Source organism: Fictibacillus sp. b24 (assembly GCF_030348825.1).
GTDB lineage: Bacteria > Bacillota > Bacilli > Bacillales > Fictibacillaceae > Fictibacillus.
In genome coordinates, this window is sequence record NZ_JAUCES010000005.1 from 1,689,010 (window position 1) to 1,704,102 (window position 15,093).

18 protein-coding genes are annotated in these 15,093 nt (G+C 37.7%); 16 read left to right on the forward strand and 2 right to left on the reverse strand.

Features of this window, described 5'->3' with window-relative positions; all coding sequences use genetic code 11:
- Positions 1-2 precede the first annotated feature (2 nt).
- From QUF49_RS08720 to QUF49_RS08730, 3 genes are all read left to right on the forward strand, one after another.
- Positions 3-626 carry a CPBP family intramembrane glutamic endopeptidase gene (locus QUF49_RS08720; protein WP_289495280.1) on the forward strand — a complete coding sequence of 208 codons (624 nt, stop codon included), beginning with the start codon at positions 3-5 and terminating at the stop codon, positions 624-626.
- Positions 616-924: a hypothetical protein gene (locus QUF49_RS08725; protein WP_289495281.1), complete on the forward strand. Its 309-nt coding sequence runs from the start codon at positions 616-618 to the stop codon at positions 922-924. Before QUF49_RS08720 ends, QUF49_RS08725 begins: the two co-directional genes overlap by 11 nt.
- A 197-nt stretch (positions 925-1,121) precedes the next feature.
- Positions 1,122-1,574 carry a DUF2663 family protein gene (locus tag QUF49_RS08730; protein ID WP_289495282.1) on the forward strand — a complete coding sequence of 151 codons (453 nt, stop codon included), beginning with the start codon at positions 1,122-1,124 and terminating at the stop codon, positions 1,572-1,574.
- 4 nt (positions 1,575-1,578) lie between these two features.
- On the opposite strand, the gene QUF49_RS08735 is transcribed toward QUF49_RS08730, so the two are convergent.
- On the reverse strand, positions 1,579-1,794 hold the full coding sequence (locus QUF49_RS08735; protein WP_289495283.1) for a hypothetical protein: 216 nt from the start codon (positions 1,792-1,794) through the stop codon (positions 1,579-1,581).
- Between the two features lie 175 nt (positions 1,795-1,969).
- On the opposite strand from QUF49_RS08735, the gene QUF49_RS08740 reads away from it, so the two are divergent.
- The 6 genes from QUF49_RS08740 (at position 1,970) to QUF49_RS08765 (ending at position 8,216) form a co-directional block, all read left to right on the forward strand.
- Positions 1,970-2,722 (forward strand): metallophosphoesterase, encoded by a 753-nt coding sequence (locus QUF49_RS08740; RefSeq protein WP_289495284.1) that lies wholly within the window; start codon positions 1,970-1,972, stop codon positions 2,720-2,722.
- Between the two features lie 65 nt (positions 2,723-2,787).
- Positions 2,788-3,699 (forward strand): MerR family transcriptional regulator, encoded by a 912-nt coding sequence (locus QUF49_RS08745; RefSeq protein ID WP_289495286.1) that lies wholly within the window; start codon positions 2,788-2,790, stop codon positions 3,697-3,699.
- A 98-nt stretch (positions 3,700-3,797) separates the two neighbouring features.
- The gene (locus tag QUF49_RS08750) at positions 3,798-4,388 is read left to right on the forward strand and encodes a genetic competence negative regulator (protein ID WP_289495287.1); all 591 of its coding nucleotides are present in this window, start codon (positions 3,798-3,800) and stop codon (positions 4,386-4,388) included.
- A gap of 301 nt (positions 4,389-4,689) precedes the next feature.
- A complete protein-coding gene (locus tag QUF49_RS08755; RefSeq protein WP_289495288.1) occupies positions 4,690-5,607 on the forward strand; it encodes a D-alanine--D-alanine ligase family protein in 918 nt (305 codons plus the stop codon).
- Positions 5,608-5,845: 238 nt separating this feature from the next.
- Positions 5,846-7,129, forward strand: a complete 1,284-nt coding sequence (locus QUF49_RS08760) for a Glu/Leu/Phe/Val family dehydrogenase (protein WP_289495290.1) — start codon at positions 5,846-5,848, stop codon at positions 7,127-7,129.
- 100 nt (positions 7,130-7,229) lie between these two features.
- Entirely contained in the window at positions 7,230-8,216 is a 987-nt protein-coding gene (locus QUF49_RS08765) for a YpdA family putative bacillithiol disulfide reductase (protein ID WP_289495291.1), read from the forward strand.
- Positions 8,217-8,251: 35 nt separating this feature from the next.
- On the opposite strand, the gene QUF49_RS08770 is transcribed toward QUF49_RS08765, so the two are convergent.
- Complete coding sequence (locus QUF49_RS08770; protein WP_289495292.1) at positions 8,252-9,220, reverse strand: asparaginase; 969 nt, start codon at positions 9,218-9,220, stop codon at positions 8,252-8,254.
- A gap of 92 nt (positions 9,221-9,312) precedes the next feature.
- Between QUF49_RS08770 and prsW the strand changes: the two genes are divergently transcribed.
- The 7 genes from prsW to QUF49_RS08805 all read left to right on the forward strand — a co-directional run bounded on the left by prsW (position 9,313) and on the right by QUF49_RS08805 (position 14,820).
- Positions 9,313-9,993, forward strand: coding sequence for a glutamic-type intramembrane protease PrsW (gene prsW, locus QUF49_RS08775; RefSeq protein ID WP_289497616.1), 681 nt, complete (start codon positions 9,313-9,315; stop codon positions 9,991-9,993).
- 121 nt (positions 9,994-10,114) lie between these two features.
- Positions 10,115-11,008 carry a spore cortex-lytic enzyme gene (gene sleB / locus QUF49_RS08780; RefSeq protein WP_289495293.1) on the forward strand — a complete coding sequence of 298 codons (894 nt, stop codon included), beginning with the start codon at positions 10,115-10,117 and terminating at the stop codon, positions 11,006-11,008.
- Positions 11,009-11,025: 17 nt separating this feature from the next.
- On the forward strand, positions 11,026-12,375 hold the full coding sequence (gene ypeB / locus QUF49_RS08785; RefSeq protein WP_289495294.1) for a germination protein YpeB: 1,350 nt from the start codon (positions 11,026-11,028) through the stop codon (positions 12,373-12,375).
- Positions 12,376-12,526: 151 nt separating this feature from the next.
- Positions 12,527-13,201: a flagellar brake protein gene (locus tag QUF49_RS08790; protein WP_289495295.1), complete on the forward strand. Its 675-nt coding sequence runs from the start codon at positions 12,527-12,529 to the stop codon at positions 13,199-13,201.
- Between the two features lie 50 nt (positions 13,202-13,251).
- Positions 13,252-13,428, forward strand: coding sequence for a DUF5359 family protein (locus QUF49_RS08795; RefSeq protein ID WP_289495296.1), 177 nt, complete (start codon positions 13,252-13,254; stop codon positions 13,426-13,428).
- A 134-nt stretch (positions 13,429-13,562) separates the two neighbouring features.
- Positions 13,563-14,237 (forward strand): (d)CMP kinase, encoded by a 675-nt coding sequence (cmk, locus tag QUF49_RS08800; RefSeq protein WP_289495297.1) that lies wholly within the window; start codon positions 13,563-13,565, stop codon positions 14,235-14,237.
- A 1-nt stretch (position 14,238) separates the two neighbouring features.
- Positions 14,239-14,820 carry a lysophospholipid acyltransferase family protein gene (locus tag QUF49_RS08805; RefSeq protein WP_289495298.1) on the forward strand — a complete coding sequence of 194 codons (582 nt, stop codon included), beginning with the start codon at positions 14,239-14,241 and terminating at the stop codon, positions 14,818-14,820.
- The last annotated feature ends 273 nt before the right edge of the window (positions 14,821-15,093 follow it).

Here is a 15,093-nt window from a genome sequence, read left to right on the forward strand (position 1 = left end):
GGATGAGCAAACCTGTAAAAAACAACTGGATCGATCAGATCACACATAAAGAGCTTATAATGAATGTTTATCTTTCACAGAGTTTATTTATAGCAGCAGCATTAGGCGCAGCATTTCTATTTAATGTTCCTTTTCCTTGGGACTTTAACAAGCTTTCTCTTTCTGCTAATGAGTGGACCGTGGCTGTAGGAACAGGTTTGTTATTCCCTTTTTTATCAATACAGTTAAAAAAACGGCTTCATTCTGATGCTTTAGATGACGGCGGAATTAATGAAAAAATATTCAGTTCACTTTCTTATCCTCATATTCTAATTCTGACAGGAATTATCGCTTTTTCTGAAGAATGGTTATTTAGAGGAGTTCTTCAACCATTAATTGGCCTTACTTTAACAAGTATTATTTTCGCGTTTTTGCATGTTAGATATATAAAAAAACCCATTCTATTTAGCATAGTTACGGGTCTTAGTTTTTGGCTAGGTATGCTATATGAATGGGCAGAAAACATTTGGGTTCCTTTTTTCGCACATTTTTTAATTGATTTTATATCAGGTTGCTGGATTGCCAGACATAGCAAAAACAAAAACAAAGACAGCGAGATATGGAGTGTGGACCAGGATGACGAATGATCAAGCAGAAAACTTAAGGGAAAAAGTGGTCGATAGCCAAATTGACGGTAATCAAAAGACTCAATCTTTGCCATCTAGGAGTGAGGTCCACGGGAAAAGAAGGGACAGTCAAAAAAAGCAGAAAGAAGCCAAAAGTGTAAAAAGGAAAACAACATTTTTGGCTACACGTCTTCTTTTATGTGCATTTATACTTTTGATTGGAATTACCTTAACTTATAAATTGTGGTCCAAAGATATATATATCCCTGTACATAGTGAAGATAAAAAGGGGATCGAGCAAGTGGAGATCGAACAATAAAGACCGTCAGAAAAACTGACGGTCTTTATTTTATCTTTTTTTTGTCTGTATTTAGAATACTTCTTATAAAGGTTCTTTTCTGAAGGATTGATGCATTTGGCTTTTTATTTTCCTAACTTGGTATGCGAAGACAACCTTTTATTAAAAAGCATGAATCTGCTTGTATAGGCATAGTTATTTTACAGGAGGTTATGCGTATGAATGCATTGAATCACTGGAAGATAAAGCCCTTTATCAATGAGTTGACAAGTATGGTTTTAGCGCAGCTTGTGGACAAAAAAGCAGAGAAAGACAGATGGAAAAAAGCGATTAATCAATGGGGTTTATCTATGATTTTTGTTGTGCTAGCTACCTTCGTATATCTTTATTTTTATAAACTTCCCACAGCCTCAATGTTTGCAAATCCTTTAACTTTATTGTTTTCTGATGAAATGGTATGGATTTGTACAGGTTTTCTTATTTTCTCTAGCTTTTATATGATTTGGATGAAAAAGAAGTACAAAAAAGCTGACGATGATTTCGAAGCGATCAGAAAAGATTTTATCGATCGTAATGAAGAATGGTGGAGTGATGAGGATCAATGGGATCAGAGGCATGTTGTTTTTGAGTTTATGAAAAAAGAATATAACATCAATATTCTTCACAAATAAGGTTTTACTTACAAGGACAACCGAAAAATAAACAAGATTCTCGATCGTGGCGCTGACCTTGAATAACCACTGTCATTTCGCAAAAATGATCGATTCTGCCAAAGGCCAAAGTTTCATGTTTTTCAGGGCAATAAACTTCGATCGGCAGTCCAAGGCGCATACTATAGGATAAATCTAGGTCAGTCACGAGAGACTTATTTTTTAATTTAGTTAATGTCATGATGTTTTCCCTCTCCTATCATTTTGGTTAATCATGTAAATTAATCATAAGGCAAATTTACAATTTTTTCAACTCACATTTTTTAAATATTCAAAAAATTTAATGTGGATTCTTTCACATAGGACGGTTTTGAATGGTATGATATGATCATTTAGACTCGTTATAGGAGGCCATAATGATCTTTATATATTTATTTATCTCTGCAGTTTTTCTCCTGTTACTATATATGTATATTGAAGCACACCGAAATCGTGTCATATTTGATTCAGTTAAGATTGACAAGCTCCCGAGATCTTTTGAAAACTTTAAAATTTTCTTTATTTCGGATGTTCATAAACGAAAAATATCTGAAGAAATTGTTCTTGCAGCAAAAAAAGCAGATTTGGTCATAATCGGAGGCGATCTTGTTGAAAAAGGAGTTCCGATGAACAGGGTAGAAGATAACATAAAGCTGCTCTCAAAATTGGGACCTGTTTTCTTTGTGTGGGGAAATAACGATTATGATGTAGAACCTGCACAGCTTGCGGATACGATTGTTAAACAGGGAGCTCGAATTCTAGACAACACCAGTTTCAGCATAAAAAAAAATAATGAAGAAATAGAAATCGTTGGCATAAATGATATATCTTTAGGCTATTCTTCCTTAGAAGATGCATTACATGATTGCCAGTCTCAGTGCAGAATCTTAATCAGTCATAATCCTGATATATCAAAAAGTATTACAACGCATCACAGCATCCAGCTCGTTATTTCCGGCCATACACACGGAGGTCAAATACGCTTAGGACCTTTCGGAATAGCTAAGAAAGGTGGCTGGTACAGAGAGGATACACACATTCTTTTAGTGAGTAACGGTTATGGTGCTACTCATTTGCCTTTGCGGCTAGGTGCACCAAGTCAAACACATTTACTTTCACTTACAAGGTAAAAAGTTTACAGTATAATGATTTATTAGATATACTCTTCTTAACCTATTTATTGGAGGAAGAACGGATGCCTAGTGAAGGGAAATATAACATTAAAGCGGTTTCTAAGATGCTTGGCATTCAAGCAGGTACACTAAGAGCTTGGGAAAGACGCTATTCTATTGTTCAGCCTAAACGTAACGAAGCTGGCCATAGATTATACACCGACGAACAAGTATACATATTAAAATGGCTAGTGAATAAAGTGAATCAGGGGTTTACGATCAGTCAAGCGGTTGATGTTGCGCAAAATGGGGAACTTTATAAAGAAGCGGCTCCTTTTGCAGCTGAAAATACAGATCGAGCAGCTGAAATGAGTAACATGATATTAGAAGCTCTATTAACGTTTCAAGAAAAAAAAGCAAACGATCTTTTGAGTCAAGCGTTTAGTATGTATAATTTGGAAAAAGTCATAATTGATATTTTGGGTACATTATTAGTACGCGTAGGACACCTTTGGGAAGAACAGAAAATCACAGTAGCACACGAACATTTTACTTCATCCTTTTTAAGGAGTAAAATTGGACAACTTATTCAATGGCTTCCATCCGATCCTTATCTGCCAAAGGTAATTGCAGCATGTGGCTTAGATGAAGAACATGAATTGGGTCTTCTAATGTTTACACTGTTTTTAAGAAGAAAAGGATTTGAAGTTATATACTTAGGTCATGGCATACCAAAAGAAGATTTTGAGGTTGTAATAAAAGAAGTAGAGCCTAAAATGGTGTTTTTCTCGTGTACGATTGTAAATAATTCTACGAAAACACTTAGATGGGTAAACGGACTGAAAGAACAGTTTCCAAATACCGCATTCGGTGTAGGAGGATCGGCTATCAGCCAATTACCTTTAGATATTCAAGAAGATTATGATTCTTTTCTAATCGGGAGTGCCAAAGTAGAATGGGACGACTGGATTTCTCAGAATCTGAGAAATAATTAACTTTTGGGATTATTTGCTTGGATGTTTATCACCAACTTTTTACAAACTCATATATTGAGATTAAGACATAATAGCGCCGATCGTAAGGGGGACCAGAGATGCGGGTAGAACGGTTAACCTATAACAAGATAAAAATCTTCCTAACTTTTGATGACCTGAATGAACGTGGTATTTCTAAGGAAGAAATATGGCAGGATATTCCGAAAGTGCATCAGCTTTTCCGTGATATGATGACTGAAGCTGATGATGAAGTGGGATTTAAAGCTGATGGTCCTATTGCGGTTGAGGTCTTTTCACTTCCAGCTCAAGGTATGGTTGTTATTGTTACTAAAGGAATCAATGAGTATGAACTTGAAGAAGAATATGATGAAGATTATATAGAAATGCAGGTTACCTTAGATGAGAACGATGAGATTTTTTATGAGTTTTCATCTTTTGAAGATGTTATTTTGCTCGCAAAACGTCTTCACTCTCTAGAGATTAAGGGTGGAAGTCTGTATTCTTTTAATAATCACTTTTACTTAAAGTTTGAAGAAGATGAGGTCAAACCAGTAGACCTTGATCTATTCATAGCTCTTCTTGCTGAGTTCGGCAGCTCCTCTACAATTACAAGCTACAGAGTGATTGAGTATGGGAAACAGTTGATGAAAACAGAGGCAATAAGTGAACTGTACCGTTATTTCAAGTGAAAAAGAGAGGGCGCAAATTTTTGCGTCCTTATTTATTTTGACTTTTATCTAATGGCCGTCGTTTAAAGTTTTGTTCTTAAAGGCTGTTTTTACAAACTTTGAGTCTCCATCGATAGGTACTTGTTTTAAATCAATCCATTTATCAGCAGATGGCAGAATATATTTTTATCATGTATATATCATTGTGAATTTAGAGAGTAAACGTGTTATGATTATTAATATTTTTTCATCCTCTGAACCGTTATGACGGCAGGGAATATAATAAATACATAAAACTTTTGGGCTAGGAGTGACCATTAAAATGAAAATTGCAGTCTTATACGGCGGTGTATCTGCTGAACGCGAAGTATCATTATCAACAGGAAAACAAATCATCTCTGCGCTTGAAAGCAAAGGGCATCAGGTAACGGGGATTGATTTCCATCCTTCGCGGCTAAATGAACTGCTAGATCTAGAAGCAGATGTTGTCTTTCTAGGACTTCATGGCAAATTTGGTGAAGACGGCAGATTACAAGGGCTTTTAGATATGCTAGAGATCCCTTACGTAGGGTCAGGTGCATTAGCATCAGGTATCGCTATGGATAAAGCAAAATCTAAGCAGTTCTTTAAAGATGCTGGTATCAATATTGCAAAAGAGAAAGTTCTTTATCGCAAGTCATACGATGAGAATCAATTAGAACTGTCATTTGATTTTCCGGCAGTTGTTAAACCAAACAGAGAAGGATCTACGATTGGGCTTACGATCGCTCAAAATCATGAAGAACTGCTGAAAGGAATCTCAGAAGCATTTTTACATGATGATACGATCCTTGTAGAACAATTTGTAAGTGGAAAAGAGGTTACCGTTGCGGTGATGGGGGAACACGGTAAGTATAAAGCTCTTCCTGTTGTCGAGATCGAACCGAAAAATGCGTATTATGATTATGAATCAAAATACGCAGAAGGTGGTAGTATCCACTATGTTCCTGCACGACTTGACGAAAAAACAACAGCGCTATTGCAAAAACGGGCTGTTCTTGCTCATGAGGTGCTTGGGTGTGAAGTTTATTCACGTGTTGATTTTATCGTGCCTCACGATGGATCAGAACCTGTCATTTTAGAAGTAAACACGCTGCCAGGTATGACACCGACAAGTCTGTTTCCGGATGCTGCTAATGAAATAGGTATGGATTACCCATCCATGATTGAAAAATTGATCGAACTATCTTTAAAGAAATAAGTCTGATCATTTCCCCGCCTGATATTTCAGGCGGGGAAAACTTAAAATATTCAAGAGACAAGCTTTATAGGTATATTGGCAGAAAATTAGATATTTTCTTAACAGTTCGTGACTTAAGAAAGCGTTTACTTTTTAGGCGAAAATCACTAAATTTCTCTTCTCATTGTTTATACAAAGGTGTATACTGACGATGAAGCTTGACTAAACTCTAGAGGTGACGAATATGGGAGGTAAACAAATGACAGCCCAAAATACTACAGACCAAAAATCCGACAATCATCATGAAAATGACAATGTGCTCCAATCCACGCAATCCGTTATCGCGGATGCGCTCGATAAATTAGGGTACTCTTCCGAAGTTTATGAGTTATTAAAAGAACCGATTCGTATGTTGACTGTTCGAATTCCGGTAAAAATGGATGACGGAAGCACAAAAATTTTTACAGGATATCGTGCCCAGCATAATGATGCTGTTGGTCCAACCAAGGGCGGCGTTCGTTTTCATCCGAATGTATCAGAAACAGAAGTTAAAGCGCTATCAATCTGGATGAGCTTAAAAGCTGGAATCGTAGATCTGCCATACGGCGGTGGTAAGGGCGGAATCATTTGTGATCCGCGAACAATGTCTTTTAGAGAACTTGAAAGATTAAGCCGTGGATACGTAAGAGCAATCAGTCAGCTGGTTGGACCTACAAAAGACATTCCCGCTCCAGATGTATTTACAAATTCACAAATTATGGCATGGATGATGGACGAATATAGCAGAATTAGAGAGTTTGATTCGCCAGGTTTCATCACAGGAAAACCACTTGTTTTAGGTGGATCTCATGGACGTGAAACAGCAACAGCTAAAGGTGTTACGATCTGTATACGTGAGGCAGCAGCCAAAAAAGGCATCCAACTTGAAGGTGCTCGTGTAGTTGTACAAGGATTTGGTAACGCAGGAAGTTTCCTTGCTAAATTTATGCACGATGCTGGCGCTAAAGTAATCGCTATTTCAGATGCTTATGGTGGTCTTTATGACCCAGAAGGCTTAGATATTGATTATCTGCTAGAACGCCGTGACAGTTTTGGAACAGTAACGAAATTATTTAAAGATACGATAACTAATCAAGAGCTGCTAGAACTTGACTGCGATATTTTAGTACCGGCAGCCATTGAAAACCAGATTACTGAAAGAAATGCACATCAGATCAAAGCTACGATTGTTGTAGAAGCAGCAAACGGACCGACAACACTTGAAGCGACTAGAATTTTATCTGAAAGAGGAATTCTATTGGTTCCAGACGTTTTAGCTAGTGCTGGTGGAGTAACGGTTTCTTATTTTGAATGGGTTCAGAACAATCAAGGATATTACTGGACAGAAGAAGAAGTAGAAGAAAAGTTAGAAAAAGTTATGGTAAAGTCGTTTGAAACGGTTTATACCACTGCCATGAACAGAAAAGTAAACATGAGACTAGCTGCATATATGGTTGGTGTTCGTAAGATGGCTGAGGCTTCTCGCTTCAGAGGCTGGATTTAAATTTTTGCAAACTCATACTAAATCTCCTATCATTGATGATAGGAGATTTTTTTTGGCATGATAATAAAAGAATATTAGCGTTTTTTGGAGTGGTGAAGAAGTGAATATTGAAGTCTGTATTATCGGTGGAGGACCTTGTGGGCTAGCAGCTGCTATTGCACTGCAAAAGAAAGGCATATCGTATTGTGTGATTGAAAAAGGCAATGTTGTGAACACCATTTATCAATATCCGACCCATCAAACGTTTTTCAGCTCAAGCGAAAAACTTGAAATTGGGGATTTTCCCTTTGTGCACGAACAAAGAAAGCCTAAAAGGATTCATGCATTAACGTATTATCGTGAAGTCGTAAAGAGAAACAAGCTTCATGTACGCACATTTGAAAAAGCGAAATCTGTTACAAAAAGGTCAGATGGTATATTTACCATTCAAACAATAAATAGAAAAAAAGAGACATTGTTCTATGAGGCGAAATGGGTAATTATTGCAACTGGTTATTATGACAACCCTAATTTAATGAACATTGAAGGAGAAGATCTTCCTCATGTCTTTCATTATTTTAATGAGGGACATCCTTTCTATGATCTTGATGTAGCTGTGATTGGCGGGAAAAATTCAGCGATAGATGCAGCCCTTGAACTTGAAAAAGCAGGAGCTCGTCCACATGTCTTTTATAGAGGCAGTGAATATTCACCAAGTATAAAGCCTTGGGTGCTTCCGGAATTTGAGGCTGGAGTTAAAACAGGCAATATTCAAATGACATTTAACGCTTCTGTAAATAAAATTACCGATGATGGCATTTATGTGAATGAAAGTGGGAAAGAGAAGTATTACCCGTTTCATGCTGTATTTGCTATGACAGGTTATCATCCTGATCATAAGTTTCTTTCTAATATGGGAGTAAGCATACAGGAAGAAACAGGGCGGCCTTGTTTTTCCGAGGAAACGATGGAGACAAACGTTAAAGGGCTATTTATAGCAGGTGTTATTGCAGCAGGTAACAATGCAAATGAAATCTTTATTGAAAATGGAAGATTTCACGGTGAGATGATCGCTAAAACGATTGAAGAAAGAAATAGAAACCGGTAATCCCTAAATTCGGGTTATCGGTTTCTTTTTTTGTCCTATTCAAGGAAAAGCTGCTGCAGTTGATCACAGTCACTCGTGTTTTCTAGTGCAATCATCAGCTTTAAACGTGCTTTTTGTCCATTTAAACCGTTTGAGAAGATGGCACCTAGTTCTTTCAGATGTTTTCCTCCGCCTTCATAGGAATATATATCTTGTGCGATTCCGTTAAAGCATCTTGAAACGAGTACAACAGGTATTCCATTTGATATGAGTTCTTTTAACGCGGGAACCGTCGCAGGCGGCAAGTTGCCTTGTCCTAAAGCTTCAATGACAACTCCGTCTGCAGCGTTTGTTGCGGCCTTTATCAAACTGCCGTCCATTCCTGCATATGCTTTTAGTAAGATGACATTTTTAGAAAATTTCTTAACGTGAAATGAACTGGATTTCAGTGGTGTATGATGAAACAGAACTCCTCTTTTTGTAACAATTCCGATCGGTCCATATTGAGGACTCTGAAAAGTAGCAATGTTACTTGTATGTGTCTTTGTTACGTTTTTTGCAGCGTGTATCTCGTCGTTAAAAACAACGAGTACGCCTTTTCCTAATGATTGCTCCTCACAAGCAACTCTCACAGATGAAATAAGGTTGTACGGTCCATCAGATCCGTGCTCATTGCTTGAACGCATAGCGCCTGTAACAATAACTGGTATTGAGGTTTGAAGGACAAGATCTAATACATACGCTGTCTCTTCTAGTGTATCAGTGCCGTGCGTAATAACAATTCCATCATATTGTTCTGAATCTGTTTGAATAGCAATAAAATTTGCTAACTCCAGCATATGTGAAGGGGTTATGTGAGGAGATGGCAAATTAACATAATTTTTCACAGTGATTTCTGCGATATCAGATAGCTCAGCAATGGTTGCTTCTAACGGGTGTATCTCTTTCGTATTAACGCCGCCTGTTGCTTTGTTTTCTTCCATTGCAATAGTGCCGCCCGTATGAATTAGTAAAATCTTTTTCATGGCTGCAGCCCTCCTTATTTCTCAGTGTTCTCTATTCCACTTCTTAAAATATCATGTTACGATATAAAAAAACAGTAGAAAAGAGGCAGGACATGCTAGCTGTAATTTCTGCAGCGGTGGCTCCGGCTATTGCTCTATTATCCTTTTTTTACCTAAAAGATAAATATGAAACAGAACCATTATCGTTAGTGGTTAAAGTATATATATTTGGTGTGCTTCTCGTTTTTCCAATTATGGTTATTCAGTTTGGATTTAAAGAGGAGATGAACGTTACCCCTTTTGTGGATGCTTTTTTTGTAAGTGGTACTCTTGAAGAATTCTTTAAGTGGTTCTTAGTTTTCTATGGAGCTTATCTACATGAAGAGTTTAATGAACCATATGATGGTATCGTATATGCAACAGCGCTGTCATTAGGATTTGCATCATTAGAAAATATTTTTTATCTCTATACGTTCGGCATTGAGGAAGCCTTGGTCCGTGCGCTTCTTCCAGTAAGTGGTCATGCCCTTTTTGGTGTGATCATGGGTTTTTATCTTGGTAAAGGTAAGTTTTCATCAGGCAGAAAGAAGATAATCTACCTTTCCTTATCCTTATTCTTACCCGTTATTTTACATGGTACGTTTAACTTCTTGTTACTATCGAGTACAAAATACATCTTTTTTTACATGTTTCCATTTATGATTTTCTTGTGGTGGTTTGCTCTTCGTAAAGTAAGACTTGCTAATAGTGCAATAACCCCCTATACAAACGCTGAAGCGAAGACCGGTATCTAGCCGGTCTTCTTTTATTTTTGTGAACAATTAGACTTTGAAAGCTGAATAAAATTAAACAGATTACAAATGATATCTGTATAACACGAAAATGGAGATTAAATTACAGGAGGCTCACTTTCTCATGAAAAGAAATTCAGCTTACATAAAGGGAGTAATAGTTATAATAGCCCTTTGCTTTGGGCTTTTAGCTGGATTTGGTCAGAATAATGCACATGCATTTTCAAACCAAGTCATACAAGTAGGAGCAACAGGTGAAGATGTAGTAGAACTGCAGTCCAGGCTTCAATATTTAGGTTTTTATACTGGTAACATCGATGGTGTTTTTGGTTGGAGAACTTATTGGGCTTTGCGAAACTTTCAATATGAATTTGGTTTGCCTATTGATGGTTTAGCAGGAGGTACCACGAAACATAAGTTAGCCAATGCTTCAAAGTATGATAAAGCTTGGGTTAATAAGCAAATTGATTCAGGAAAGAAGTTTTCATATTATGGCGGGGAAAAGAAGAGTGCAAAAAGCGGTGCTGCAAAAGGTGGAACAGCTAAAGGTGGAACAGCTAAAGGCGGTGCGGCTAAAGGTACGAAAGGAGCAGGACAAGGACAAGCAAAAGCAAAAGCTAAACCTGCTCAAGTAAAGCCGGCAAAAAATATTCCAGACGGCTATTCTCAAAACGATGTTAACTTGATGGCTAATGCTGTTTATGGTGAAGCAAGAGGTGAACCATACATCGGACAAGTAGCAGTAGCTGCAGTAATCATCAACCGCGTGGAAAGTGCTACTTTTCCTAATACTGTGTCCGGAGTTATTTTTGAACCTGGAGCATTCACGGCTGTAGCCGATGGACAGATCTATTTAACGCCAAATGCGCAAGCGAAGAAAGCAGTGATGGACGCGTTGAACGGTTGGGATCCAACCGGTGAAGCAGAATATTATTTTAACCCGGATACAGCTACATCTGGCTGGATATGGGGACGTCCTCAAATCAAAAAAATTGGAAAGCATATTTTCTGTAACTAATAAAGGGGTGAAATGATATGATACGCACAATCCTAATCGTACTGTTGTTCGTTGCTGTAGCAGGAACAGGCTATTGGGGCTACAGTGAACATCAGGAAAAAAACGCTGTACTTCTTCAAGCTGAAAACAACTATCAGCGCGCTTTCCATGATTTGAACTTCCATATGGACTCACTTCATGACAAAATCGGTGAAACCATCGCGATGAATACAAGAAATCAGCTTTCTCCGGCTTTAGCTCAAGTATGGAGACTAACGTCAGAAGCTCATAATGATGTTGGTCAGCTTCCGTTAGCGCTGCTTCCTTTTAATAAAACGGAAGAGTTCTTAACAAAGATGGGCGAATTCAGTTATAGAGCAGCTGTTCGAGATTTAGATAAGAATCCACTTAGTGACAAAGAATATAATACTTTAAAAGAATTGTATGCCAATTCAACAGAGATCCAAAACGAATTAAGGAAAACAGAATCTCTTGCTCAAAAGAACAACCTTCGCTGGATGGACGTAGAGATGGCTCTTGCTACCAATAAGCAGCCTGAAGATAACACGATCATTGACGGATTCAAGACCGTTGATAAATCTGTTGAAGGATATTCAGATGTTGATTTTGGAACAGAAGTGTCAAACATGCAGAAAATGAAAGATCGTGATCTTAGTCAGCTAAAAGGAAAGAAGATTACGAAAGAAGAAGCGAAAAAGATAGCAATTGACTTTTTCCAGCTAAAGAAGAACGTGAAGATCACAGTAGAAAGTACTGGAAAAGAAGCAAAGTATGATGCTTATTCATTAACGCTGTACAACCCTGAAACAAAAGGTACAACATATATGGACCTTACAAAAAAGGGGGGCTATCCACTTTATGTACTCTATGACCGGAATGTTGGGAAAACGAAGATATCCTTAAACGAAGCCATGCTGCAAGCAGAGGATTTCCTTGAAAAGCACATGGAAAGCAAAATGGAAATGGTAACAAGTGATCAATACGATAACATTGGTGTATTCACTTATGCTCGTCTTGTGGATGATGTTAGAATCTATCCAGAAACGGTTTCTATAAAAGTTGCTTTAGATAATGGTGATATCATGGGTTATGAAGGCACAGATTTCCTTCTTGCCCACGTAGACAAGAGAACTCCGGTGTTTAAGATCTCTGAAAAAGAAGCAAGAACCAATCTAAATCCTAAATTTGAAGTGAAAGAAATAAGCAGGGCGTTAATTCGAAATGATATTAACGAAGAAGTATATTGTTATGAATTCCTAGGTACGCTAGGTGATGATACGTTCCGTGTATTCATCAACGCAGAGAATGGAAACGAAGAAGAAGTGAAGAAACTAAAAGAAGCTGAGCCATCCTATAACGATATTTAAAAATTTCGTAGATGTCGTTAAATTTCCACTTACAGGTTGCTCGCTTTCCAATCAAGCAAAATTTCGAAGTTTGAAATTTTGCTTTTTCTTTTATTTTTAAACTGTCATAATAAGGTAGATAGATAACAAAGCTTTATTTGGGGGAAGTTTAATGATTTCAGTAGGTGAACTATTATTTTTAGAGCCTTTGTTTTCCGACAAAAAAAATAAATATCGATGTAAAGTATATGATGTTAAAGGTGATCATCTTTACATTGATTATCCAAGTAATGAAAAGACGAATCGCACAGAGTATTTTTTTGATGGAACGCAGTTCAAAGCATCCTTTGTTGATAAAGAAAAGAACGTCTTCACCTTTCGAACAGAGCTATTGGGGAGAAAGATAGAGAACATACCTGTATTGATGATTGCCTCTCCAAAAGAAGAAGAAATACAAAAAATTCAGCGAAGAGAATTCGTAAGAGTTGAAACCATGATTGATGTTTCAGTAGTAAATAGTAACGATTCGTATCCTCCTTTTAATTCTGTAGTACTCGATTTTAGTGCAGGAGGAATGCTTCTTTCTCTTCCGTTAGACCATTCTGTAAAAAGTGAAGATAAGTTGGATTGTCTAGTTGTTCTGCCGATGCAATCAGGTGAGAAGGTATATCTGGATTTGCCATGTAACGTACTAAGAATACTGAATGGTCACATGAATGGCCGTCAGAGAGCATCGCTTCAATTTGATCAAATTACTCAAAAAGACAGACAGTATATTATTCGATTTTGCTTTGAACAGCAGCTTCTAATGAAGAAGAAGGAAAGCCTGAGTTTTAATAACGGATAATTAATCTCTTTTAGGGGAAAATATTCCCGAAAAGAAGGTGACGGATTTACATGAGACGATTTGAACGAATTTTAATTCAGCTTGCTATTGTTCATTTTATCCTATTAGTAACCGCACAGATTCTACTTGATATTCCTTCGTTTAAGATGTATACGAATAAAATCATCTATTACGAAGGAGTTATTAAGAACAATCAAGGACCAGCTTTGGAAACAATAGACCGTTAAACAACATATATGGTAAGATACATATAGAAAGAATCTGATGTTTTCAGATTCTAACACAGAAAAAAGCAGGGGATACTCACCTGCTTTTTATTGCTATGTATGCATTGTCACATAGGGATCGGGTAGGAGGAAACATGAAAAAATTATTATCAATTGCTATTGATGGCCCTGCAGGGGCTGGGAAAAGTACGGTAGCCAAGCAAGTAGCTGAGCGTCTTTCTTTTATTTATATTGACACAGGTGCCATGTACAGGGCATTAACGTATAAAGCTCTTTTAAATAGAGCCGATCTAAACGACGGAACAGCGCTTGAAGCTGTTTTAAACGAAACTGATATTAAACTTGTTATTACAGATCAAGGACAAGCGGTTCTTCTTGATGGAAAAGATGTATCAGAGGAAATCCGAACGAGTGAAGTAACGAATAACGTATCTTTTGTAGCACGTCAGCAAGAAGTTCGGACTGAAATGGTAAAAAGACAACAGCTGCTTGCGGAATCTGGCGGTGTTGTGATGGATGGCCGTGACATAGGTACGCATGTAATGCCGAATGCCGAGCTAAAAATTTTCTTAATCGCTTCTGTTGAAGAAAGAGCGCGCAGAAGATATGAAGAGAACCTTTCTAAAGGGTTCGAAGCAGATTTTGAGCAGTTAAAAAGTGAGATTTCTTTAAGAGATAAACGTGATAGTGAGAGGGAAGCTGCTCCACTAAGAAAAGCAGAAGATGCCATTGAACTGGATACAACGAGTATGTCAATCGAAGAGGTAGTTTCAAGCATCCTTCATTATGCAAAAGAAAGGGCACTCTAATATGAAGCTTTATTCTTTCGGTAAATGGCTGTGCGGGACGTATTTCAAAGGAACGTATAAGCCTGAAATCATTGGAGCGGAAAACATGCCAAAAAAAGGCGGTGTGCTGCTCTGTACGAATCATATCCATAATTATGATCCTCCTCTTGTTGGAGTGGCTTCACCGAGAGAAGTACATTTTATGGCTAAGGCTGAACTTTTTTCTGTTCCCGTGCTTAAACATATTTTGCCGAAGATCAACGCTTTTCCTGTTAAACGTGGAATGAGTGATAAGACGGCCTTAAAGACGGGTATGAATCTTCTAAAAGAAGGTAAAGTAGTCGGCCTTTTTCCGGAAGGTACACGCAGCAAGACGGGTGAGATCGGAGAAGGATTAGCGGGTGCCGGATTCTTTGCCCTGAAATCTGATGCACACATCGTTCCATGTGCAATCATCGGCGAATACAAAAAGGGAAAAAATCTAAAAATTGTATTCGGTAAACCGATAGACTTTACACATTTTCGGGAGCAAAAAGCTTCCGCTAAAGAAGCCACTGAGCTTATAATGAAACATATAGGTCAGTTAAAAAAAGAGCATGAATAACCGAATTTCTATTTTTATCTTTAAAGAATTTACATTTGAGTTGTTTTTATAGACTTCTTTGCAAATTGAATGGAGTGTAAGGTTGCGAGACTCCTAGGGGATCAGCGGGACAGGTGAGACACCTAAGGGCACAAAGTGTCGAGGTGGCTCACCGCACGCCCCCTGGAAAGCGAGCAACCTGAAACGGAATTCAATCACTTTCAATTGACTGCATCTTAAAAAAACAGCTCCATGATCGATGTTAATGTTCTTTCATTACCGAAAGTTCAATAA

Coding starts and splice junctions, on each gene's coding strand:
- QUF49_RS08755 (WP_289495288.1), top strand. CDS start 4,690: ATGAAAATTGCAGTCTTATACGGCGGTGTATCTGCTGAACGCGAAGTA.
- QUF49_RS08745 (WP_289495286.1), top strand. CDS start 2,788: ATGCCTAGTGAAGGGAAATATAACATTAAAGCGGTTTCTAAGATGCTT.
- QUF49_RS08770 (WP_289495292.1), bottom strand. CDS start 9,220: ATGAAAAAGATTTTACTAATTCATACGGGCGGCACTATTGCAATGGAA.
- QUF49_RS08740 (WP_289495284.1), top strand. CDS start 1,970: ATGATCTTTATATATTTATTTATCTCTGCAGTTTTTCTCCTGTTACTA.
- QUF49_RS08805 (WP_289495298.1), top strand. CDS start 14,239: ATGAAGCTTTATTCTTTCGGTAAATGGCTGTGCGGGACGTATTTCAAA.
- QUF49_RS08735 (WP_289495283.1), bottom strand. CDS start 1,794: ATGACATTAACTAAATTAAAAAATAAGTCTCTCGTGACTGACCTAGAT.
- QUF49_RS08795 (WP_289495296.1), top strand. CDS start 13,252: ATGAGACGATTTGAACGAATTTTAATTCAGCTTGCTATTGTTCATTTT.
- QUF49_RS08750 (WP_289495287.1), top strand. CDS start 3,798: ATGCGGGTAGAACGGTTAACCTATAACAAGATAAAAATCTTCCTAACT.
- cmk (WP_289495297.1), top strand. CDS start 13,563: ATGAAAAAATTATTATCAATTGCTATTGATGGCCCTGCAGGGGCTGGG.
- prsW (WP_289497616.1), top strand. CDS start 9,313: ATGCTAGCTGTAATTTCTGCAGCGGTGGCTCCGGCTATTGCTCTATTA.
- QUF49_RS08760 (WP_289495290.1), top strand. CDS start 5,846: ATGACAGCCCAAAATACTACAGACCAAAAATCCGACAATCATCATGAA.
- QUF49_RS08725 (WP_289495281.1), top strand. CDS start 616: ATGACGAATGATCAAGCAGAAAACTTAAGGGAAAAAGTGGTCGATAGC.
- ypeB (WP_289495294.1), top strand. CDS start 11,026: ATGATACGCACAATCCTAATCGTACTGTTGTTCGTTGCTGTAGCAGGA.
- QUF49_RS08790 (WP_289495295.1), top strand. CDS start 12,527: ATGATTTCAGTAGGTGAACTATTATTTTTAGAGCCTTTGTTTTCCGAC.
- QUF49_RS08720 (WP_289495280.1), top strand. CDS start 3: ATGAGCAAACCTGTAAAAAACAACTGGATCGATCAGATCACACATAAA.
- sleB (WP_289495293.1), top strand. CDS start 10,115: ATGAAAAGAAATTCAGCTTACATAAAGGGAGTAATAGTTATAATAGCC.
- QUF49_RS08730 (WP_289495282.1), top strand. CDS start 1,122: ATGAATGCATTGAATCACTGGAAGATAAAGCCCTTTATCAATGAGTTG.